At 65.3% G+C, this 19,852-nt stretch carries 16 protein-coding genes and 1 pseudogene; 14 read left to right on the forward strand and 3 right to left on the reverse strand.

What is annotated here, in order from left to right; all coding sequences use genetic code 11:
- Positions 1–57 precede the first annotated feature (57 nt).
- The 4 genes from FAZ98_RS01850 to FAZ98_RS01865 all read left to right on the forward strand — a co-directional run bounded on the left by FAZ98_RS01850 (position 58) and on the right by FAZ98_RS01865 (position 3,837).
- Positions 58–621, forward strand: coding sequence for an LPS-assembly lipoprotein LptE (locus FAZ98_RS01850; protein ID WP_158948227.1), 564 nt, complete (start codon positions 58–60; stop codon positions 619–621).
- Positions 622–650: 29 nt separating this feature from the next.
- Positions 651–1,859: a DNA polymerase III subunit delta gene (gene holA / locus FAZ98_RS01855; RefSeq protein ID WP_158948229.1), complete on the forward strand. Its 1,209-nt coding sequence runs from the start codon at positions 651–653 to the stop codon at positions 1,857–1,859.
- Positions 1,860–2,046: 187 nt separating this feature from the next.
- A complete protein-coding gene (locus tag FAZ98_RS01860; RefSeq protein WP_158948231.1) occupies positions 2,047–3,318 on the forward strand; it encodes a glutamate-5-semialdehyde dehydrogenase in 1,272 nt (423 codons plus the stop codon).
- 102 nt (positions 3,319–3,420) lie between these two features.
- Positions 3,421–3,837, forward strand: coding sequence for a CopD family protein (locus FAZ98_RS01865; protein WP_199272278.1), 417 nt, complete (start codon positions 3,421–3,423; stop codon positions 3,835–3,837).
- Positions 3,838–3,882: 45 nt separating this feature from the next.
- Here FAZ98_RS01865 and FAZ98_RS01870 read toward each other — a convergent pair whose 3' ends face one another.
- On the reverse strand, positions 3,883–4,335 hold the full coding sequence (locus tag FAZ98_RS01870) for a nuclear transport factor 2 family protein (RefSeq protein WP_158948235.1): 453 nt from the start codon (positions 4,333–4,335) through the stop codon (positions 3,883–3,885).
- 901 nt (positions 4,336–5,236) lie between these two features.
- Here FAZ98_RS01870 and FAZ98_RS35280 point away from each other — a divergent pair.
- Both FAZ98_RS35280 and FAZ98_RS35285 read left to right on the forward strand, forming a co-directional pair.
- The gene (locus FAZ98_RS35280) at positions 5,237–5,527 is read left to right on the forward strand and encodes an ESPR domain-containing protein (RefSeq protein ID WP_199272279.1); all 291 of its coding nucleotides are present in this window, start codon (positions 5,237–5,239) and stop codon (positions 5,525–5,527) included.
- Positions 5,528–5,534: 7 nt separating this feature from the next.
- A pseudogene (locus tag FAZ98_RS35285) lies at positions 5,535–6,152 on the forward strand (YadA family autotransporter adhesin); the annotation flags it as partial.
- Positions 6,153–6,315: 163 nt separating this feature from the next.
- On the opposite strand, the gene FAZ98_RS01880 reads toward FAZ98_RS35285, so the two are convergent.
- Complete coding sequence (locus FAZ98_RS01880) at positions 6,316–7,173, reverse strand: MurR/RpiR family transcriptional regulator (RefSeq protein WP_158948237.1); 858 nt, start codon at positions 7,171–7,173, stop codon at positions 6,316–6,318.
- Between the two features lie 291 nt (positions 7,174–7,464).
- Between FAZ98_RS01880 and edd the strand changes: the two genes are divergently transcribed.
- The 4 genes from edd (at position 7,465) to FAZ98_RS01900 (ending at position 12,253) form a co-directional block, all read left to right on the forward strand.
- Entirely contained in the window at positions 7,465–9,387 is a 1,923-nt protein-coding gene (edd, locus tag FAZ98_RS01885; protein ID WP_158948240.1) for a phosphogluconate dehydratase, read from the forward strand.
- A 24-nt stretch (positions 9,388–9,411) separates the two neighbouring features.
- Positions 9,412–10,053 (forward strand): bifunctional 4-hydroxy-2-oxoglutarate aldolase/2-dehydro-3-deoxy-phosphogluconate aldolase, encoded by a 642-nt coding sequence (gene eda, locus FAZ98_RS01890; RefSeq protein WP_158948242.1) that lies wholly within the window; start codon positions 9,412–9,414, stop codon positions 10,051–10,053.
- Between the two features lie 292 nt (positions 10,054–10,345).
- A complete protein-coding gene (locus FAZ98_RS01895; RefSeq protein WP_158948244.1) occupies positions 10,346–11,707 on the forward strand; it encodes a GntP family permease in 1,362 nt (453 codons plus the stop codon).
- 42 nt (positions 11,708–11,749) lie between these two features.
- Positions 11,750–12,253: a gluconokinase gene (locus FAZ98_RS01900; protein ID WP_158948246.1), complete on the forward strand. Its 504-nt coding sequence runs from the start codon at positions 11,750–11,752 to the stop codon at positions 12,251–12,253.
- Between the two features lie 135 nt (positions 12,254–12,388).
- On the opposite strand, the gene purB is transcribed toward FAZ98_RS01900, so the two are convergent.
- Positions 12,389–13,777 carry an adenylosuccinate lyase gene (gene purB, locus FAZ98_RS01905; protein WP_158948248.1) on the reverse strand — a complete coding sequence of 463 codons (1,389 nt, stop codon included), beginning with the start codon at positions 13,775–13,777 and terminating at the stop codon, positions 12,389–12,391.
- 239 nt (positions 13,778–14,016) lie between these two features.
- On the opposite strand from purB, the gene FAZ98_RS01910 reads away from it, so the two are divergent.
- The 4 genes from FAZ98_RS01910 to FAZ98_RS01925 all read left to right on the forward strand — a co-directional run bounded on the left by FAZ98_RS01910 (position 14,017) and on the right by FAZ98_RS01925 (position 19,788).
- Positions 14,017–15,843, forward strand: a complete 1,827-nt coding sequence (locus tag FAZ98_RS01910) for a tetratricopeptide repeat protein (protein ID WP_158948250.1) — start codon at positions 14,017–14,019, stop codon at positions 15,841–15,843.
- Between the two features lie 173 nt (positions 15,844–16,016).
- Positions 16,017–16,994, forward strand: coding sequence for a LysR family transcriptional regulator (locus FAZ98_RS01915; protein WP_158948252.1), 978 nt, complete (start codon positions 16,017–16,019; stop codon positions 16,992–16,994).
- Between the two features lie 295 nt (positions 16,995–17,289).
- Entirely contained in the window at positions 17,290–18,576 is a 1,287-nt protein-coding gene (locus FAZ98_RS01920; protein WP_158948254.1) for a Glu/Leu/Phe/Val family dehydrogenase, read from the forward strand.
- A 315-nt stretch (positions 18,577–18,891) separates the two neighbouring features.
- Positions 18,892–19,788 carry a glutamate/aspartate ABC transporter substrate-binding protein gene (locus tag FAZ98_RS01925; RefSeq protein WP_158948256.1) on the forward strand — a complete coding sequence of 299 codons (897 nt, stop codon included), beginning with the start codon at positions 18,892–18,894 and terminating at the stop codon, positions 19,786–19,788.
- Positions 19,789–19,852: the final 64 nt, after the last annotated feature.

Raw genomic sequence — 19,852 nt, forward strand, 5'->3', positions numbered from 1 at the left:
CCGCGCGCACGCGCGCCGCGCCGCCATTCCGACACTGTCGCGAACCCAGGAGTCCATGTGATTCGCAGATCGTTCCTCAGGTTGTTCCCGCTCGTGGCGGGCGGCGCGCTGCTCGTGTCGGCGTGCGGCTTCCAGCTGCGCGGCGAGCAGAACTACGCGTTCAAGCGCCTCGCCATCGTTGGCGGCCCGGCTGCGTTCAACGGCCGTCTCACGCGGATGGTCGAAGGCGGCAGCGATTCGGTGGTGGTCGACTCGGTCGCCAACGCCGACGCGGTGCTGCACGTGGCCGAAGTGCGCAGCTTCAGCACGCTGACGATCAATTCGTTCGGCACCGTCGAGGAATACCAGATCAACTATTCGCTCAACTACTCGCTCACGGGCGCGGACGGCTCCCCGCTGATCCAGCCCAGCTCGATCGCGCTGAATCGCGCGATGACGTATAGCGACCAGTACTCGACCGCCAAGACGCAAGAAGCCGATCTGCTCTTCGCGGACATGCAGAACGACGCCGTCGATCAGCTCACGCGACGCCTCGCCGTGCTCAAGACGCTGCACCCCACGCCCGCCCAGGTCGTGCCGGGCGTGGCGCCGGGCGCGCCGCTGCCGCCGCCGCCGCTGTGATGCGCCGCATCGCTTCTTAATCGTTCGTCATGCAACTGCGACCCGACGCGCTCGAAGCGCACCTCGCGAGAGGGCTGGCCGGACTCTACGTCGTCTACGGCGACGAGCACCTGCTGGCCCAGGAAGCGTGCGACCGCATTCGCGCGGCCGCGCGCGCCGCGGGTTTCACCGACCGTTCGGTGTTCACGGTCGAGCGCGGTTTCGACTGGAGTTCGCTGCTCGGCGCGAGCCAGTCGATGTCGCTGTTCGGCGATCGCCAACTGGTGGAGTTGCGCATTCCGTCGGGCAAGCCCGGCAAGGAAGGCGCGGACGCGCTCAAGACGCTCGCCGCCGCCAACAACCCCGACGTGCTGATGCTCGTCACGCTGCCGCGCCTCGATGCGGCCACGCAGAAGTCGGCGTGGTTCTCGGCACTGAGCGAAGGCGGCGCCGCGCTCAAGGTCGACCCGGTCGAGCGCGCGGCGCTGCCGAACTGGATCGGCCAGCGGCTCGGCCTGCAAGGCCAGCGTGTCGCGCCCGGCGAGGACGGACGGCGCGCGCTGCAGTTCGTCGCGGAGCGCGTGGAAGGCAATCTGCTGGCGGCGCACCAGGAAATCCAGAAGCTCGGGCTGCTGTATCCGCAAGGCGTGCTGAGCTTCGAGCAGATCCACGACGCCGTGCTCAACGTCGCGCGCTACGACGTGTTCAAGCTCAACGAGGCCATGCTGACGGGCGACGTCGGCCGGCTCGCGCGCATGCTCGACGGGCTGCAGGGCGAAGGCGAGGCCTCGGTGCTGGTGCTGTGGGCCGTGGTCGAAGAGATCCGCACGCTGCTGCGCATCAAGCGCGGCGTGGCGGCGGGCAAACCGCTCGCCATGCTGCTGCGCGAAAACCGCGTGTGGGGCCCGCGTGAACGCCTGATCGGCCCGGCGCTTTCGCGTCTGACCGAAACTACGCTGGAACGCGGTCTCGCTCTCGCGGCGCGGCTCGACCGGCAGGTCAAAGGCTTGTCGGGGCAATCGCGCGCCGAATGGCGCAATGCGCTGCCGCCCGACGCGTGGGACGGCCTGTTCGAACTCGCGATGACGGTGGCGTCGCCGCGCGATGCGGGCGCGGCGGCGGGTCCGGCCGCACGCGGTGCGGCAGCCGGCCAGGCGCCGGGCCGCGCGCAGCCAGGCAATCCCGCCGCTGCGGCCGCGGCGGCGGCGGCCGGGGCCGGCCGACCGCGCACCGCAGGGCCGTCGCGCCGGCCGGGTTGAGCGTTCACCGCTCGCCCGCCCGACACTCCGGCGCCTGCTTTGCCGCTCTCATCGGTCCCGCAGTGCGTCACGGCGGCTTCTGCAAAGCCTTGCTTGCGGCCGTAAAATCGCCAGAATCGCTTTTCACCCCGCAGTTCGCGCCCGCATCGACCGATCGCGGCCCGCGCATCGCCACACGACAGACACCATGGATATCGACCAGTACATGACCGACCTCGGCCGCCGCGCCCGCAAGGCTTCGCGCGCGATGGCCCGGGCCACGACGGCCGCGAAGAACGCCGCGCTCGACGCGGTGGCGCAGGCCATCGAACGGGAAGCGCAAACGCTCAAGGCCGCCAACGCGCGCGACCTCGCGCGAGCCCAGGAGAAGGGCCACGACGCCGCGTTCATCGACCGCCTCACGCTGTCCGACAAAGCGATCCGGACGATGGTCGAAGGCCTGCGCCAGGTCGCGGCGCTGCCCGACCCGATCGGCGAAATCAGCAACATGAAGTATCGGCCGAGCGGCATTCAGGTCGGCCAGATGCGCGTGCCGCTCGGCGTGATCGGCATCATCTACGAGTCGCGCCCGAACGTGACGATCGATGCGGCGGCGCTGTGCCTGAAGTCGGGTAACGCGACCATCCTGCGCGGCGGTTCCGAGGCGCTCGAATGCAACACGGCGCTCGCGAAGCTGATTGGCGAAGGCCTCGCGGCGGCGGGACTGCCGCAGGACGCGGTGCAAGTGGTGGAGACCGCCGATCGCGCGGCCGTCGGCAAGCTCATCACCATGACCGAATTCGTGGACGTGATCGTGCCGCGCGGCGGCAAGAGCCTGATCGAGCGTTTGATCGCCGAGGCGCGCGTGCCCATGATCAAGCACCTCGACGGCATCTGCCACGTGTACGTGGACGATCGCGCGGATCTCGCGAAGGCGCTCAACGTGTGCGACAACGCGAAAACGCATCGCTACGGCACCTGCAACACGATGGAAACGCTGCTGGTCGCGCGCGGCATCGCGCATGAAGTGCTGCCGCCGCTGGGCCGTCTGTATCGCGACAAGGCGGTCGAGTTGCGTGTCGATCCGGCCGCGCGCGCGATTCTCGCCGACGCGGGCATCGCGCCGCTCGTCGACGCCACCGAAGAAGACTGGCGCACCGAATACCTGGCGCCGGTGCTGGCGGTGAAGGTCGTCGGCAATCTCGACGAAGCCATCGAGCACATCAACGCGTACGGCTCGCATCACACCGACGCGATCGTCACCGAAGACCACGACCGCGCCATGCGCTTCCTGCGCGAAGTGGATTCGGCGAGCGTGATGGTGAACGCCTCAACGCGTTTCGCCGACGGCTTCGAGTTCGGCCTGGGCGCGGAAATCGGCATCTCGAATGACAAACTGCATGCGCGCGGCCCGGTCGGCCTCGAAGGGCTGACGTCGCTCAAGTACGTGGTGCTGGGTCACGGCGAAGGCCGGCAGTAAGCGCTGGATTGACGGTGCGCGGTGCTCCGCGTCGCGCGCCTCGCGGTGTATCGACATGTGTCGATGTGCCGCGCCGCCAACAAGAAAAAAGGAAATTTGCCGATGCTTTGGGTCAAGACGTTTCACATCGTACTGATCGCTTCGTGGTTCGCGGGCCTCTTCTATCTGCCGCGGATCTTCGTGAATCTCGCGATGGAAACCGAGCCCGCGGCCATCAATCGCCTGCTCATCATGGCGCGCAAGCTGTACCGTTTCATGACGCTCATCGCCGTGCCCGCGCTGCTGTGCGGGCTGTGGCTGTGGCTCGTGATCGGCATTGGCAGCGGGCAGGGCTGGATTCACGCGAAGGTGGGCGTGGTGGTGCTGCTGATCGTCTACCACGCGTATTGCGGCCGCATCCTGAAGACGTTCGAGCGCGGCGAGAACCGCCGCAGCGACAAGTGGTATCGCATGTTCAACGAACTGCCCGTGCTGGGCATGCTGGCCGCCGTGGCGCTGGCCGTCATCAAGCCGTTCTAGGCTCTCTCGCGTCGCTGACGCAGCCAATCCTCCCGACGGGCAGCCTCAGATGCTGCCCGTTTCTTTTCTGCGCATGCGCGCCGCCGCCACGCGCCAGCCGTCCTCGCGCTTCACGAAGACATCGGTGAAGCGGTATTCCACGGCCTTGTAACCGGCCGCCGGCGTGTAGCGATTGATGCCGGTCGCCACCGCGACGTTGTCGAGCACCTGCACGCGCACGTCCGACAGCACCTGCGAGCCGCCCACCGGCAACGAGGCCGCGGCGAGCAAATCGCGTTTGCTACGGCGCACTTCGCCCGGAAATACTTCGAAGAACTTATCGTCGAGCAGGTCGTTGAGCACGGCGCGGTTGGCCGTTGAGGCCGCTTGCGTCCATTGGTGCTCGAGCCATTCGATTTGCAGGCGCTCGCTGATCGGGCCGCTTTCCACGGGGTGGGGCGCGGCGAGTGCGAGTGAAGCGAGGCCGCAGGCGGCGGCGAAGACGATGAGGCGTTGCATGGCGTTTCCTTGAACGTGACGGCGGGCGATGGCGCTCGCGCAGCAAAAAGGGAAACGAGTGGGCGCGACCGGTCTCCGTGGCGAGGCCAGCGTGAGAGCGTGCGTCAAGGTGATGGTGATGAAGCGTGCGCGACGCCAGAGCCACTTACGTGGCGTGGCGGAAGCCCGAAGTCAGCGTTTCCCGACAGAAGAAGTCTATTTATCTGTCGGATCGACTGATATAGGACAAATCTCAAAAGAAATCGGCGCCAGATCGTTGTGTGTGAGCAACGATTGGGGAAGGGCGAACCCATTTTCACGATGACAACGAGGATTTTTTGATGCGTGGTGTTGGTAATCGGATTAAGAAGGGGTGCCTCAATATTTAAATTTTATGGAGAAAAGTATTCACACATTTTGAATGTCCTATGTGCGTAGTAATTGTTGTTCGTGCGTGTAGGATTTAATTTATAGAGTCGTAATAGAAAAGATCAAAAATGTGAAATTATCGATTTGCGTTGTTCTGGAAATTAACGACATTGATAGAAATTCTCATGTCGACGGGTAAGGTGTGAGATTTCGACGCCGATACGCGTTGTTGTGAGCCGGGAGATCGCTGTCTAGGCCTTATGGATCAAGCCTGCGAGCGATTTTTCTTTAAGAGTTATCTTATGTTTCTTGATGTTTCAAGCTCATAAAGTCCCCTGTGTCATCGCATATGAAGTTGTTAATTCTGTCAGCTATTGATCCGCTGCTGACGAATCAATGATGCGTTGCGTGCTTGACGTGAATCTTTGGCCCTATCGGGCCAGTTGATTTCTTTTTTGAGGAATGCCGCAGCCGGTGGCTTTGGATATCAGCGCGCCAGCTGGTCGGTTGCCAATACCGCGTGGCCGGTTTCCCTCATTAACCAGGGCAGAGAATGAACAAGACATATAGATCAGTCTGGAACGAGTCCACGGGGACGTGGGTGGCTGCAGCAGAAACCGCCGTCGCGCGAGGCAAGAAGAGCCGTAGTGCGAAATTGCTTGTCGCCAGTTCGCTTGCAGCGCTAGGCGGCGTCGCGCACGCGAGCGGCATTGACGGCGGGTCGGTCGTGAGCCCCACCCAGATTGCCATTGGCACCGGCGCGAAGGTCACCGCCAGTACCAATGACGCTCAAACGGGCGTCGCGATAGGTCAGGCCGCATTGTCCTCGGGTGGGTATCCATAACGTGGCCAACGCTTCGACGTCCGGCGACGCGGTGAACCTCGCGCAGCTCCAGGCGATGGGTGCCAATGTCGACACGTCGGGCACCAATTCGGTCGCGATGGGCGGTGGTGCAGCGGCCTCGGGTGCGGGTTCGACGGCAATGGGCGATATGTCGAAGGCCACGGGTACGAACTCCACGGCGATGGGCAGCAATGCCGCCGCCACGGGTGCGAACTCGGTCGCGATCGGTGCGAACTCGGTGGCGGACCAGGACAACACCGTGTCCGTCGGTTCGGAAGGTGCCGAACGCCGCGTCACCAACGTTGCCGACGGTCAGGCTCCGACCGACGCCGTCAACGTGCGTCAGCTCCAGAGCGGCATGAATCAGCTCCAGAGCGGCATCAACTCCGTGGCGCGCAACGCCTACGGCGGTGTCGCAGCCGCAACGGCGCTCACGATGATCCCGGACGTCGATCAAGGCAAGACGATCGCGGTCGGTGTCGGTACGGCCAACTACCAGGGCTACCAGGCCGTGGCGTTGGGCGCGTCGGCTCGCATCACCCAGAACATCAAGGTGAAGGTGGGCGGCGGCTACTCGTCGGGTGGCGGCGCAACGGTCGGCGGCGGTATGTCGTACCAGTGGTAAGCGCCTGAGGGCGACCCGGAGGCGGCGAAGTCTGCCGCTTCCGGTTAGCCGGGCACGCCAGATTCGGCTGCCGTACGGGCCGAAACGCAGGACCATGCAAAACGGACTCCCTCGGGAGTCCGTTTTTTTTGCGGCGTCGAATCAGCGTAACGCTATAGCGGCGTCAGCCGTTCGCATTGAGCCGCCGTTTGTCGATGATTTCCTTCGCGCCAGCGAGCTTTTCCGCGAGTTCCGGCCCGCGTTGCAGCGCCACGCCGACCGCGAGGATGTCGCCGATCGCGAGATGCGAGGTGCGCGACGTCATCGGCGAGAACACGTCGGTGTCTTCGTCCACGTTCGCGTGCAGGCCCACGCTCGCGAGCCGCGCGAGCGGCGAGGTGCCGTGCGTGATGGCGATCACACTGGCGCCGCGTTCGAGCGCGGTGCGCGCGGCATCGACGATATCGCGCGTGCGGCCCGTGTTCGAGATCGCGACGACCACGTTGCCGGGGCCGAGCAGCGCCGCCGACATCAGAAACGTGTGCGGGTCGGAATACGCGACACTCGGCATGCCCAGGCGAAAGAACTTGTGCTGCATGTCCTGTGCGGCAATGCCGGACCCGCCTGCGCCGTAGAACTCGATACGCGTCGCGTGCGCGAGCAGGTCGATGGCCGCGGCGAGCGAGTCGGTCGAGAGATTGTTGCGCACCTGTACGAGCGCGCCGATGGTGCGATCGAGCACCTTGGCCGCCACGCCGGGCACCGGCTCGTCGGGACGCACGTCGCGATACACGGCGGGATGTTCCGTTGGCAGATCGGCGGCCACGGCCTGCGCGAGGCGGATCTTGAACTCGCGGAAACCCGAAAAACCAAGCGCATGACAGAAGCGCGCAATGGTCGGCTGGCTCACGCCGGCGCGCTCGGCAACCTCGGTCATCGACAGATCGAGCACCTCGCGCGGCGCGTCGACGACGTAGTCGGCAAGCTTGCGCTCGGAGGGACGCAGTTGCTCGCGCATGGCCTTCACCTGGGACAGCAGCATCGGGAAACTCGCACTATGCTAAAAGATCCGAGGACTATAACGGATCGAATGTGATGTACAAAAACTACAGGATCGCGATTTGCTTGCACTCGAAATTATGCGTTAGTCGGCTGACACGTCGATCTTAAGCGCATTCTAGAGGTTGCGAGTCAACGGGAGGTTAGGGTCTAACCTGTATTGAAATCGTGTAGTTTTTCTACTAACATCGCGCCATCGCTGACGGGAGCCGCACTTGCGCTCTCGATCCGGCCCCGAGCGTCCCCGCCGAGACACAAGAAGGAAGGAGATTCGATGGTTTCCCCGCATGCCCAATTGATGAAGGTCACGCAGCGCGTGATCGAGCGCAGCAAGCCGACCCGCGAGGCCTATCTCGCGCGCGTGGCGGCTGCCCAGGATCGGTTTCCGGCGCGTGGCGCGCTCTCGTGCGCCAATCTCGCGCACGGCTTCGCAGGCCTCGAGGGCCGCGACAAGATCGCCATCAAATCCATTCGCGAGCCGAACATCGGCATCGTCTCGTCGTACAACGAGATGCTGTCCGCGCACGCGCCGTACAAGGATTTCCCCGACATCATCAAGAAGGCGGCCCGCGAGGGCGGCGGTGTCGCGCAATTCGCGGGCGGCGTGCCCGCCATGTGCGACGGCGTCACGCAGGGCAATGCCGGCATGGAACTGTCGCTCTTTTCGCGCGAAGTGATCGCGATGAGCACGGCCGTGGCGCTCACGCACAACATGTTCGACGCCGCGCTGTGCCTCGGCGTGTGCGACAAGATCGTGCCGGGTCTCGTGATCGGTGCGCTGCAGTTCGGCCATTTGCCGACGATCTTCGTGCCCGCTGGCCCGATGACGAGCGGCATCTCGAACGACGACAAGGCCAAGGTGCGCCAGCAGTTCGCGACCGGCCAATGCGACCGCGAAGCGCTGCTCGAATCGGAAGCGGCGGCTTATCACGGTCACGGCACCTGCACGTTCTACGGCACGGCCAACAGCAATCAGATGCTGATGGAAGTCATGGGCCTGCATCTGCCCGGCTCGGCGTTCATTCACCCGCACACGCCGCTGCGCGACGAACTGACGGCGGCCGCCGCACGCCGGGTGCTCGAACTCACCGTCGAGCGCGGTAATTACATGCCGATCGGTCACGTGGTCGACGAGAAGTCGGTGATCAACGGCATCGTCGCGCTGATGGCAACGGGCGGCTCGACCAACCACACGCTGCATCTCGTGGCGATGGCGCGCGCGGCCGGCATCCTCATCGACTGGAACGATTTCGACGTGCTGTCCGACGCCGTGCCGCTCCTCGCGCGCGTGTATCCGAACGGCAAGGCGGACGTGAATCATTTCCACGCGGCGGGCGGCATCGCCTTCCTCGTGCGCGAACTGCTCGACGGCGGTCTGCTCCACGAAGACGTGAACACGGTCGCCGGTCGCGGCCTGCGCCATTACACCGAAGAGCCGAAGCTCATCGACGGCAAGCTCACGTGGGTGCCGGCGGTCGAGAAGAGCGCCGACGCGGCCGTGCTGCGCCCGCTCGCCGAGCCGTTCCAGCCGGACGGCGGGCTGCGTCTGATGCAGGGGCGTCTGGGCCGCGGGGTCATCAAGGTCTCGGCGGTGGCGCCGGAGCGCCGCAAGGTGCGCGCGCCCGCTGTGGTGTTCGATTCGCAGGAAGCCGTGCAGGAAGCGTTCGATCGCGGCGAGCTGGAGCGCGATTTCGTGGCCGTGGTGCGCTTCCAGGGCGCGCGGGCCAACGGCATGCCGGAGCTGCATCGTCTGACGCCCTTGCTGGGCGTGCTGCAGGATAAGGGTTTTCACGTCGCGCTGGTCACCGACGGGCGCATGTCGGGCGCGTCGGGCAAGGTGCCGGCCGTGATTCACGTCTCGCCGGAAACGCTGCTGCAAGGGCCCATCGGCAAGGTGCTCGACGGCGACGTGATCGTGATCGACGCGGTCGAAGGCGTGCTCGATATCGAGGTCGATGCCGCCGAGTGGGACGCGCGCCCGGTCGCGCAGCCCGCGCATCAGGCCAGCAACGAAGTGGGCTTCGGCCGCGAACTGTTCGGGGTGTTCCGCGCGGCCGCTGCGCCGGCCGAACTGGGCGCGACGGTGTTCGGCCCGCTCGTCGGCGAAACGGATGCGACGTCGGCTGCGCTTGCGCCGATCGCCACGACCTCATCGACCGCCGCGCCCGCCACGCAGCCCGCGCACGCCTCGAACTGATTTCATCATCAAGGAGCCTCAAACATGGCAAACACCACCGTCACCGATATCGTCCGCCTCGGCCCCGTCATTCCGGTTCTCGCCTTTGATTCGGCGGAACAGGGCGAGCACGTCTCGCGCGCGCTGCACGCGGGCGGCGTGAAGGTGCTGGAGATCACGCTGCGCACGGCGGCCGGTCTCGAAGCGATCGAGCGCGCCGCGCAGATCGCGCCGGATATCGTCGTGGGTGTGGGCACGATCACGAAGCCCGAGCACTGCGCGCTCGCGAAGAAGGCCGGCGCGAAGTTCGGCGTGTCGCCGGGCCTCACGCGCGAGATGCACGCGGCGGCCGTCGAGGCGGGCCTGCCGCTGCTGCCCGGCGTGATGACGCCGACCGACATCATCGTGGCCATGGAACTGGGCTACGAGATCGTCAAGTTCTTCCCGGCCGTGCCCGCGGGCGGCCTGAACATGCTGCAGGCATTCCACGGCCCGTTCCCGTCGCTCAAGTTCTGCCCGACGGGCGGCATCACCGCGGAGTCGGCGCCGAGCTTCCTCGCGCTGCCGAACGTGGTGTGCGTGGGCGGCTCGTGGCTCACGCCGAAGGCGGCCGTGGCCGCGCAAAACTGGGAAGAAGTCACGCGCCTCGCGCGGGCCGCGAGCGAACTGTCGCGCCCGGTGCGCTAAGCCTTCTGCCGATGACGCCGCGTGGCGCGGCGCCATGAAGATCGTCCCTGCGTTTTCGACGTCCGACCGGGCGAAAACGCGCCGAGCCGCGCAAGACGGCGCCCTTGAGGCGCACGCCTTGCGCGGCTCGGTCGTCTTTCGAGCAATGCCCGCGAAGTCGTTATAAGCTCTACAATCCCGGCCCTGGCCGGTCGCCCGCGCCGGTCGCCCGTCGCCTCTAGCCGGGCGCCTCTTTCTTCCGCCGTGGTCGGGCGAAGAAAGTACGTCTAACAACTATCTGGAGAAGAGCCTCATGGGAGTGGCCCACGGCAGCATGCTGCTGATCTACGCGCTCGTCGCGATCGCCGCGCTGATCCTGATGATCACGCGCTTCAAGGTGTATCCGTTTCTGGTTCTGATCATCGTGTCGCTGCTGCTCGGGCTCGTGTCCGGCATGCCGATGGATCAGATCGTCAAGTCGTTCGAGACCGGCAACGGCAACACGCTCGGGCATATCGCCATCGTCGTGGGCCTTGGCACGATGCTCGGCAAGATGATGGCCGAATCGGGCGGTGCGGAGCGCATCGCGACCACGCTGATCCGCTGGTTCGGCGAGAAGAACATTCACTGGGCGATGATGTGCGTGGCCATCATCGTCGGTCTGCCCGTGTTCTTCGAGGTCGGCTTCGTGCTGCTGATTCCCATTGCGTTCAACGTTGCGAAACGCACCGGCAAGTCGCTGCTGCTGATCGGTCTGCCGATGGTGGCGGGCCTCTCGGTCGTGCACGGCCTGATTCCGCCGCACCCGGCCGCGCTGCTCGCCGTGCAGGCGTATCACGCCGATATCGGCCGGACCATCGCGTATGGCCTGATCGTCGGCATTCCCACGGCGATCATCGCCGGGCCGCTGTTCGCGCTGTTCATCCATCGCCATATCAAGCTGCCCGAGAACAATCCGCTGGCCTCGCAGTTCATCAGCAACGCCGATCCGAAACCCGAGAGCGAGCTGCCCGGTTTCGGCATCACGCTCTTCACGATCCTGCTGCCCGTGATCCTGATGCTGATCGGCAGTTGGGCCGATCTCGTGTTCGCGCCGAAAACGTTGCCGAACAACCTGCTGCACTTCATCGGCACGTCCGATGTCGCGCTGCTGATCGCGGTGCTGGTAAGCTTCTGGACCTTCGGCGCGCAGCGCGGCTTCACGCGCGAGCAGATCCAGAAGTTCTGCGGCGACTGTCTCGCGCCGATCGCGGGCATCACGCTGATCGTGGGCGCGGGCGGCGGTTTCGGCCGCGTGCTGATGGACAGCGGCGTCTCGAAGGAGATCGTCGGGCTCGCGCAGAGCGCGCATCTCTCGCCGCTGCTGCTCGGCTGGTTCGTCGCCGCGTTGATCCGTCTCGCCACGGGCTCGGCAACCGTCGCCATGACCACGGCGTGCGGCATCGTCGCGCCGATCGCGGCCGCCGGCACGATGACCGTGAAGCCCGAACTGCTCGTGCTCGCCACGGGCTCGGGCTCGCTGATCTTCTCGCACGTCAACGACGGCGGCTTCTGGCTGATCAAGGAGTATTTCGGCATGACCGTGGGTCAGACGTTCAAGACCTGGTCGCTGCTGGAAACGATTATTTCGCTGCTGGGACTGGGCCTGACCTTCGTTCTGGCGGCGGTGGTGTAACCGAACCCCGCGCGAGCCGATTGCGCGGGATTGGAGTAGTCAATGATTTTGATCGCAATGGGCGTGTCGGGCGCCGGCAAGACCCGTATCGGCGAATTGCTCGCCGAGCGCCTCCAGTGCACCTTCACCGACGGCGACGCCTTCCACAGCGAAGCCAACAAGAAGAAGATGCACGACGGCATTCCACTCACCGACGACGACCGCTGGCCCTGGCTGCGCACGATCCGCGCGGCCATCGTCGAGAAACAGCACGCGGGCGAGACGGCCGTGTTCACGTGCTCGTCGCTCAAGCGCTCGTACCGCGACGTGTTGCGCGAAAACGATCGCGACGTGTGTTTCGTGTACCTGAAGGGCAGCTATGAATTGCTGCGCGAGCGCATCACGCACCGCACCGGGCACTTCTTCGATCCGAAGCTGCTGGAAAGCCAGCTGGCGACGCTCGAAGAACCGGGCGAGGACGAAGCGATCGTCGTGAGTATCGAACTCACGCCGGAGCAGATCGTCGAGGAAGTGATCCGGCAGATCGAGATTCGCGGCGCGGACTGACGTCGCGGATTAATGTCGCGGATTCACGTCACGTATCACGCCACATCGCCGTAAACGAAAAAGCGCTCGATTCGATCGAGCGCTTTTTTTATGCCGCGGACTTCGCGGACTTCGCAAACCTCGCGCAAGAAACGCTTACGCGATTCGCTTCGCCAGTTCTGCCGCCTTGCCGACGTACGAAGCGGGCGTCATGGCCAGCAGACGCTGCTTCGCGTCTTCGGGAATCGCGAGACCCGAAACGAACGTTTGCAGCGCTTCGCGCGTGATGCCCTTGCCGCGCGTGAGTTCCTTCAACTGCTCGTACGGGTTCTCGATGCCGTAGCGGCGCATCACGGTTTGCACGGGCTCGGCCAGCACTTCCCACGTGGCGTCGAGGTCATCGTTCAGACGCTGCGCGTTCACTTCGAGCTTGTCGAGGCCGCGGATCAGCGAGTCGTACGCGAGCAGCGAGTAACCGAACGCCACGCCGATATTGCGCAGCACCGTGGAGTCGGTCAGGTCGCGCTGCCAGCGCGACACCGGCAGCTTGTCGGCGAGGTGGCGCAGCGTCGCGTTCGCGAGGCCGAGATTGCCTTCCGAGTTCTCGAAGTCGATGGGGTTGACCTTGTGCGGCATCGTCGACGAACCGATTTCGCCGGCCTTCAGCTTCTGCTTGAAGTAGCCGAGCGAGATGTAGCCCCACACGTCGCGGTCGAGGTCGAGCAGGATCGTGTTCGCGCGCGCCACGGCGTCGAACAGCTCGGCCATGTAGTCGTGCGGCTCGATCTGGATCGTGTACGGGTTGAACACGAGCTTCAGACGCTGCTCGACAACTTCCTTCGAGAACGCTTCCCAGTCGAATTCCGGGTACGCCGAGAGATGCGCGTTGAAGTTGCCCACAGCGCCGTTCATCTTGCCGAGCAGTTCGACCTTTTCGATGCGCGTGATCGCGCGCGCGAGACGCGCCGCGACGTTGGCGATTTCCTTGCCGAGCGTGGTCGGGCTGGCGGGCTGGCCGTGCGTGCGCGAGAGCATCGGCTGGTCGGCCTGCGCGTGCGCGAGCTTGACGAGGCGTTCGTAGACCGAGCGCAGCGCCGGCAGGATCACATGCTCGCGCGCACCGGCGAGCATCAGGCCGTGCGACGTGTTGTTGATGTCTTCCGAGGTGCAGGCGAAGTGGATGAATTCGCTCGCGCGCTCCAGTTCCGGCTGACCCTTCACCGACTCCTTGAGCCAGTACTCCACGGCCTTCACGTCGTGGTTCGTCACGCGCTCGATGTCCTTGATGCGCGCGGCGTCATGCGCCGTGAAGTTCTCGGCGAGCTTGAGCAGGAATTGCTCCGACGCTTGCGAGAAGCGCGGCACTTCCGCGAAGCCGGCTTGCGAAAGCGCGATCAACCAGTGGATTTCCACGGTCACGCGGTTGCGCATGAAGGCGGCTTCCGAGAGCCAGTCGCGCAGGGCTTCGGTCTTGGAGGCGTAGCGGCCGTCGAGCGGGGAGAGCGCGTTGAGGGCGAAGAGGGTATCGGGACGAGTGTCGGACATGATGGGGACGTAACGCTGGACGTTACGCTCAGTTCGGTTTGAGGCGGCGGGAACCGGGCATTTTAGCACCTCGCCGACAGCGTCCCGCGCCGCTTCCGTCAGCGCGTGCGCGCAGCGCGGGATGGGGTGCCGGCTGAGGCGCATCGTCGCGCCCCGATCTTTTCGCGATGTGGAGTTTTGAGACGGCGATAGAGTGCGGGCACGTTCAAAAGCTTGAGCTAAATCAAAGGTTTGCTGTCATGTCCGTTGCCACCACTCCCGAAGTTTTCACGCCGTCTCTCCAGGCGGATGTTCTGGTCGAAACCGGTCTCGCGCACCATCGCGCAGGTCGTATCGACACCGCGAGCACACACTACCGCGCCGCGCTCGATGCGCAGCCCGAACACGCGGGCGCGCTCCATTATCTGGGCGTGATCGCGCTCGGCCGCAACGAGCTGGACGAAGCCGCCACGTTGATGGACCGCGCGCTCGCGCAGGCGCCCGGCAACGCCGAATACCTGGCCAATCGCGGCGTGGCGGCCGCGCGGCTGGGCGATCACGCGGCGGCGGCGGCATGGCAGCGCCAGGCGCTCGCGCATGCGCCCGAGTTCGCGAACGCGCACAACAACCTCGGCAACGCGCTGCTGGAACTGAACGATCTCGAAGGCGCGGCGCACCACTATCGCGCCGCGCGCATGCTCGAGCCGCAGTCGGCGCATTTCGCGTTCAATCTCGGCCGCGCACTCGACAAGGCCGGCCGCAAGGACGAAGCGCTCGCGCAATATCGCGCGGCCACGGCGCTCGACGGCAACGACATCGGCACGTGGCTCCAGATGGGACGGTTGCTGCGTGCGATGGCGCGGCCCGCCGAGGCGGCGCCGTGCTTCGAGCACGTGCTCGCGCGCGAGCCGGACAACGTGCTCGCGCTGTTCGAACTCGGCTACGTCTACGACGCGCAGCATCGCTATGAAGAAGCGATTCCGCTGTATCGGCGCGCGGCCGAACTCAAGCCGGACGGCGCGGGCGTCGTCAACAATCTCGCGTTCGCGCTCACCGCGCTCGCGCGTTACGACGAAGCGGAAATCTACTACCGGCGCGCGCTCGAATTGAATCCCGCACTGCCGGAATCGGGCTTTCAGCTCGGCATGCTGAAGCTGCGCCGCGAAGATTACGCGGGCGGCTGGCCGCTGTTCGAGAACCGCAAGACGACCACCGTCGGCAAGCCGAGCTATCCGCCGCGCCCGGGGCGCGAATGGCGTGGCGAGCCGCTCAAGGGCAAGCGCGTCCTGATTTGCCGCGAGCAGGGCGTGGGCGACCAGATCCAGTTCGTACGCTATGCGCGCGAGCTGGCGGCGCTGGGCGCGCGCGTCGATGCGTGGGTCGCGCCGGAACTCGCCGCGCTCGCCGCCACGGTGCCGGGCGTGACGCGCGTGCTCGACGCCCGCCCCGACGATAAGGCGCTCGCCCGGCGCTACGACTATTGGTGCGACGTGATGAGCCTGCCGTCGCGCTTCGCGGGCCCGCCGCCCGCCGATACGCCCTATATGTATGCCGATGTGCGGCGTGCGCGCGCGTGGCGCGAGCGCGTGACGGAACTGGCGCCGAATGCGCGGCGCCGCATCGGGCTCGTGTGGGCGGGCAATCCGCGCCATCACTTCGATGCGTTCCGCTCGGTGCCGCTCACGGCGCTCAAGCCGCTCGCGGCGCTCGACGGCAACGGATGGTTCGCGATCCAGAAAGGGCCGGGCGCCGCGCAATTGCCCGACGTCGCGCCCGCGTGGCCGCTGCACGCCATCGGCGACGAACTGCACGACTTCGCGGCCACGGCGGCGCTGATCGACTCGCTCGACCTCGTGATCACCGTGGATACCTCGGTCGCGCATTTGGCGGGCGCGCTCGGCAAGCCCGTCTGGGTGCTGCTCGCCGCGCAACCCGACTGGCGCTGGGGCAAGGATCGCCGCGATTCCGCGTGGTACCCGTCGGCGCGCGTGTTCCGGCAAACCACGCTCGGCGACTGGAGCGGCGTGGTGGCCGAACTGCGCGACGCCTTGCGCGACGATCTGCGCGCGGCGCTCGGCGGCGCGTGAAGCTCGGGGCGTGACGCGTGGGGCAGGAGCCGCGGGGCGTGACGCGGCGCGGCCGGGCGGCGCGGTAACCCAACGCCGTCGCGCGAACGAAAGGCGAGGGCAACGCGATAGAGACGCCGCGCACGCGCCGGCCGCTCTAGAATGCGGGCTTCACGACATCGCTCACGACCCGCATGGAACTCAAATGGCTCGAAGACTTCGTTTCGCTCGCGGAAACGCATAGTTTCAGCCGCTCGGCCGAGCTGCGCCATGTGACGCAGCCGGCGTTCTCGCGCCGCATTCAGGCGCTCGAAGCGTGGCTCGGCACCGAACTGATCGACCGTTCGGTTTATCCGACGCGCCTCACCGCCGCGGGCCAGGTGTTCTACGAACAGGCGCTCGCGATGCTCTCGCAGTTCCACGAGGCGCGCACGCTGCTGCGCGGCCACACGGCCACACCGGCGGCGACCATCGAGTTCGCGGTGCCGCACACGCTGTCGCTCACGTATTTCCCGCGCTGGCTGCAACGCATCGAGGCCAAGCTCGGGCGCATCCACACGCGCCTGCGCGCGCTCAACGTGCACGACGCCGTGCTCTCGCTGGTGGAGGGCGGTTGCGATCTCGTGATGGGGTATCACCACCCGAGTCACCCGGTGACGCTCGATCCCGCGCGCTACGACACGCTCACGCTCGGCATCGAATCGATCAGCCCGTTTTCCGCGCCGCAACGCGCCGGGCGTGCGCGCTACACGCTGCCGGGCACGCCCGACGCGCCCGCGCCGTATCTCTCGTATACGCCCAACGCGTACCTCGGGCGCATGACCGAAGTGATCGTCGGCAACGCGCCCACGCGGCTCTATCTCGACCGTGTGTACGAAACCGACATGGCCGAAGGCCTCAAGGCGATGGCGCTCGCCGGCCACGGTATCGCGTTCCTGCCGCACAGCGCGGTCGAGGACGCGGTCGCCAGCGGCGATCTGATCCGGCTCGACCGCGGCATGCGCGGCCAGGCCGCCGGGCAGTTCACGCTCGACATGGAGATTCGCCTGTATCGCGACAAGCTCGCGCCGCAAGGCGACGACGCGCGCCAGGCGCTCGTGCGCGAGCTGTGGGACGCCGTGGCCGCCGAACTCGCGCGCGAACGCGCGGCACGCAACGGGCGAGCAAGCTGACGAAGCGGTAACCTGAGCGCCCTATAACGGAATGTATCGCCGCAGCGATAACACCGGCGCGGGCCGTCTGGCCGTCGTGCGCAGCGGTGTTTTTCGTGCGCCGCAATAATCGCGGCGCGCCGCGCGCGGCGTCTTTCGAATCCGGCCAGACTGGCCAGCAGCAAGGAGCCCGCGAGCCGTTGCATCGACCTCGGGGACGTTATGCGCCAAATGCATAACGGGATGATCAAACGGCATTGGATTTCACGTGGGGGTTTTCTGACAATGGCACCACTTGTTCGACGCTGGAGCGTTCATGTCATCCCAACTGCAGTCGGTTCCTTCCTACCTTCACGCCGAAAACCTCGGTCCGTGGGGCAACTACCTTCGTCAGGTCGATCGCGTCGCGCCGTATCTCGGCTCGCTCTCGCGCTGGCTCGAAACGCTCAAGCGCCCCAAGCGCATCCTGATCGTCGACTGCCCGATCGAACTCGATAACGGCACCGTGGCGCACTTCGAAGGCTATCGCGTGCAGCACAACGTGTCGCGCGGTCCCGGCAAGGGCGGCGTGCGTTATCACCAGGACGTTACGTTGTCCGAAGTGATGGCGCTGTCCGCGTGGATGTCGGTGAAGAACGCGGCCGTGAACGTGCCGTACGGCGGCGCGAAGGGCGGTATCCGCGTTGATCCGCGTACGCTCTCGAAGGGCGAACTCGAACGCGTGACGCGTCGTTATACGAGCGAAATCGGCATCATCATCGGGCCGAACACCGACATTCCCGCGCCGGACGTGAACACGAACGAGCAGATCATGGCGTGGATGATGGACACGTACTCGATGAACCAGGGCCAAACGGCCACGGGCGTCGTGACGGGCAAGCCCATCGCGCTCGGCGGCTCGCTCGGCCGCCGCGAAGCCACGGGCCGCGGCGTGTTCGTGGTCGGCTGCGAAGCGGCACGGCGCACGGGCCTCGAAATCGAAGGCGCGCGCATCGCGGTGCAGGGCTTCGGCAACGTGGGCGGCATCGCCGCGCGCCTGTTCCAGGAAGCGGGCGCGAAGCTCGTGGCGGTGCAGGACCACACGGGTTCGCTCTACAAGACCACGGGCATGGACGCGGCCGCGCTGCTCGAGCACGTGGCGAAGACGGGCGGCGTGGCGGGCTTCGAGGGCGCGGACGTGATCGCCAACGAAGAATTCTGGACCGTCGAAACCGACATCCTGATCCCGGCAGCGCTCGAAAACCAGATCACCGAAAAGAACGCCGGCAAGATCCGCACGAAGATCATCGTGGAAGGCGCGAACGGCCCGACCACGACGGCGGCCGACGACATTCTCCACGACAAGGGCGTGCTCATCATCCCCGACGTGGTGGCGAACGCGGGCGGCGTGACGGTCTCGTACTTCGAATGGGTGCAGGACTTCTCGAGCTTCTTCTGGACCGAGAACGAGATCAACGAGCGTCTCGAACGCGTGATGCGCGAAGCGTTCACGGCGGTCTGGCAAGTGTCGAGCGAGCAGAAGGTGTCGATGCGTACGGCGGCGTTTATCGTTGCGTGTAAGCGCATCCTGATGGCGCGCGAAATGCGTGGCCTGTACCCCTGATCGCCGGCGCGCTCAGCGTATATCGACCTCGAATCGCGTTCACGCGGGCGCCATGAGGCCAATGTGAAGAAAGTGTGATTGCGCGGTCGGCAAGTTTGATCGATCGGTAAGTTTTGCGCCGCACATCAAGGCGCGGAAGAAGGCGGACGTCCTCCACAAGGGGGCGGCCGCCTTCGCCATTTCTTTAAGGGAATTTTGTTACCGTCGCGCCCACGCGACATCCTGCGAAAAGGCACCGTTTCCAGGGTACATCTTGATTCTTTCAATAAAATTACTTTGCTAAACTGCGCGCGGTTTGCCATGGAGAAAAACAGCATGCAGATGAAAAAGACCGCCGCCCTTTTCGCGCTTCTCGGTTGCGTTGCCGCCACGAGCGCTTTCGCGCAGGAATCGGGCACTCTCAAGAAGATCAAGGACACGGGCGTGATTTCGCTCGGCCACCGCGAATCGTCGATTCCGTTCTCGTATTACGACGACAAGCAAAACGTGATCGGTTATTCGCAGGACTTCGCGCTCAAGATCGTCGAGGCGGTCAAGCAGAAGCTGAACATGCCGAACCTCAAGGTGAAGCTGGTCCCGATCACGTCGCAGAACCGCATTCCGCTCGTGCAGAACGGCACGGTCGACATCGAGTGCGGCTCGACCACCAACAACGCCGAGCGTCAGCAGCAGGCCGCGTTCACGAACACCATCTTCGTGATCGGCACGCGCCTCATGACGAAGAAGGATTCGGGCATCAAGGATTTCGCCGACCTCAAGGGCAAGACGGTCGTCACGACGGCGGGCACGACGTCGGAGCGTCTGCTGCGCAAGATGAACCAGGACAAGAACCTGGGCATGAACATCATCAGCGCGAAGGACCACGGCGAGTCGTTCATGACGCTCTCCACGGGCCGCGCCGTGGCGTTCATGATGGACGACGCATTGCTCGCGGGCGAGCGCGCCAAGTCGAATACGCCGAACGATTTCGTGATCGTCGGCGCGCCGCAATCGCATGAAGCGTACGGCTGCATGATGCGCAAGAACGACCCCGAGTTCAAGAAGGTCGCCGACGACGCGATCGCCAAGGTCGAGACCTCTGGCGAAGCCGACGCGATCTACAAGAAGTGGTTCGAGTCGCCGATCCCGCCGAAGGGCCTCAACCTCAACTTCCCCGAGAGCGACGACATGAAGGCGCTCTTCAAGAGCCCGAACGACAAGGCCATCGACTAAACGTCGTGGTTTGAATCGCGGCTGATCGCGCTATCTGTATCTGGAACGGAACGGAAGAAGCCCG

Source organism: Paraburkholderia acidisoli (assembly GCF_009789675.1).
GTDB lineage: Bacteria > Pseudomonadota > Gammaproteobacteria > Burkholderiales > Burkholderiaceae > Paraburkholderia > Paraburkholderia acidisoli.